Origin of the sequence: Duganella vulcania, from assembly GCF_009857655.1 — a bacterium.
Classification (GTDB): domain Bacteria; phylum Pseudomonadota; class Gammaproteobacteria; order Burkholderiales; family Burkholderiaceae_D; genus Rugamonas; species Rugamonas vulcania.
Window position 1 is genome coordinate 1 of record NZ_WWCX01000225.1, and the last position, 2231, is coordinate 2231.

Genomic DNA, 2231 nt, shown 5'->3' on the forward strand with positions numbered 1-2231 from the left:
CGGACCAGGCGCCGCATCCGCGCCGCGCCAACGTGGTGCAGCTGGCGGACGTGCGCGCGCATCGCGCGGCGCAGCAGCTGGCCGCGCGCAAGGCCGCCAAGCGCCAGTGGGGCTGGCTGGAATGGGGCGCGCTGGGACTGGTCATGGTGCTGGGCCTGGCGGCCGGCAGGTTCGGGCTGGCGCGCTGGCAGCCGGGCTGGTTCGGCGAGCCGGCCGCCGCGCCCACCACCGTCTTCAGCCGCAACGGCATGCTGATCGCGCAGGGACGGCTGGACCACGCCTTGACCCAGCAGATGGGCGGCGCCGCGCCGTCCGAGGGCGATGTGCGGGTCGGGCTGAGTTTTCTGTCGAACGAGGGCGGCTACTGCCGCAGCTTCACGCTGGTGGGCTTGAACCAGGATCTGGTGGGGATCGCCTGCCGTGGCAGCGATGAGTGGCGGATACCGGTGCTGGTGCAGAACGCGCGGCCGCTGCCGGCGCCGGCCAGCTACCGGATGGCCGGTAGCGAGATGCCGACGGCGCTGCTGGAAGCGATCGACCAGCGCATCGTCGGCGGCATGCTCGACACGCGAGCGGAAGTAGAAGCGCTGCGCAGGAACTGGCAGCGCTGACTGGCGTCGGGAATTAAACGCCCAGCAGTTCCACATCAAAAATCAAGGTGGCGTTCGGCGGGATCACGCCGCCGGCGCCGCGCGAGCCGTAGCCCAGGTCAGCCGGGATGATCAGCTGGCGCACGCCGCCGATCTTCATGCCTTGCACGCCTTCGTCCCAACCGCGGATGACCATGCCCGCGCCCAGCGCGAATTCGAATGGATCGTTGCGGTCTTTGCTGGAGTCGAATTTCGGGCCCTTGGTGCCGTCGTCGTTGCGCAGCCAGCCGGTGTAGTGCACGGTGACGTTCTGGCCGGCTTTGGCGACTTCGCCTTCGCCCACGGTCAGTTCGATGTATTGCAGGCCGGAGTCGGTGGTGATGGTGGACATGATTTTCCTTCTATGTGGACGTGAATGACAATCGCGAATTGTAGCAGGGCGTCCGCAGCAAGGAATAATTGCGGCATTTGTCTCGTCCCGGCGCAGTTTGCACGTAAAATAAACGTTTTGGTCTTTCAAGCGATTTTTACATGTTCCGTAGTTTCCGCCGTATTGTGCTTTCCTGTGTCTGCGCCGCCTCTGCCATCGGCAGCGCGCAGGCGAACGTGGTGGTTGTGCTCAACTCGCGCGACGCCACCGTGCAGCTGCTGGACCAGGAAACCTACAAAGACCTGTCCACCTTCCCGGTCGGCAAGGAACCCCACCACCTGATGGCGACCCCGGACAACAAGTCCCTGATCGTCGCCAGCTCGGTGGGCAATGAACTGATCTTCCTCGATCCGAAGAGCGGGCAGATCCAGCGCACCATCAAGGACATCCTCGACCCGTACCAGATCGGCTTCTCGCCGGACCAGAAATGGTTCGTGTCGAACTCGCTGCGCCTGGACCGCGTCGACCTGTACAAGTACGACGGCGCCAACCTGACGCTGGCCAAGCGCATCCCGCTGGCCAAGCTGCCCAGCCACATGGCCTTCAACGCCGCCAGCAACATGGTGTTCATCACCCAGCAGGGCAGCGACCAGGTCAGCGCCATCGACCTCTCCACCCAGACACTGAAGTGGACCATGTCGGTCGGTAAGCTGCCGGCCGGTATCGCCATGACGCCGGACGACAAGTATCTGCTGGTCGGCATCATGGGCAGCGACTACGTCGAGGTGATCGACTGGAAAACCCAGAAGACCGTCAAGCGCATCAAGACCGGGCAGGGCGCGCACAACTTCCGCGCGGCCGGCGATGGCCGCAACATCTTCGTGTCGAACCGGGTGTCGAACTCGATCAACATCATCGACCAGAAGACGCTGGAAAACGTGGGCCAGATCAATGTGCCCGGCGGCCCGGATTGCATGGAAGTCACCGCCGACGGCAAGACCATGTGGGTTACGCTACGCTGGATCAAGAAAGTGGCCGTGATCGACCTGGCTACCCGCAAGGTCACCAAGCTGATACCGGTGGGACGCTCGCCGCACGGCGTGTTCTTCTTCAACTCCGCCCAGCGCATGTAATGAAGGCCGCCGCCGCCCTGACCATGCTGGCGCTGGTGGCCGCGCCGGCGTCACAGGCCGCCGACAACGCCAGGACGGCCAGCGCGGCCAACAGCGACGCGCGCGACCTCAACGACGCCGCCCGCGCGGCCAACGCCC

Annotated in this window: 3 protein-coding genes; 2 read left to right on the forward strand and 1 reads right to left on the reverse strand. The window is 65.0% G+C overall.

The window, feature by feature from the left end; translation table 11 throughout:
- The coding region (locus tag GTP90_RS35500) for a hypothetical protein (RefSeq protein WP_161087902.1) at positions 1-611 on the forward strand (611 nt) is incomplete at its 5' end.
- Positions 612-624: 13 nt separating this feature from the next.
- On the opposite strand, the gene GTP90_RS35505 is transcribed toward GTP90_RS35500, so the two are convergent.
- A complete protein-coding gene (locus GTP90_RS35505; RefSeq protein ID WP_161087903.1) occupies positions 625-981 on the reverse strand; it encodes an FKBP-type peptidyl-prolyl cis-trans isomerase in 357 nt (118 codons plus the stop codon).
- 140 nt (positions 982-1121) lie between these two features.
- Here GTP90_RS35505 and GTP90_RS35510 point away from each other — a divergent pair, with 140 nt between their 5' ends.
- Positions 1122-2093, forward strand: a complete 972-nt coding sequence (locus GTP90_RS35510; protein ID WP_161087904.1) for a YVTN family beta-propeller repeat protein — start codon at positions 1122-1124, stop codon at positions 2091-2093.
- The last annotated feature ends 138 nt before the right edge of the window (positions 2094-2231 follow it).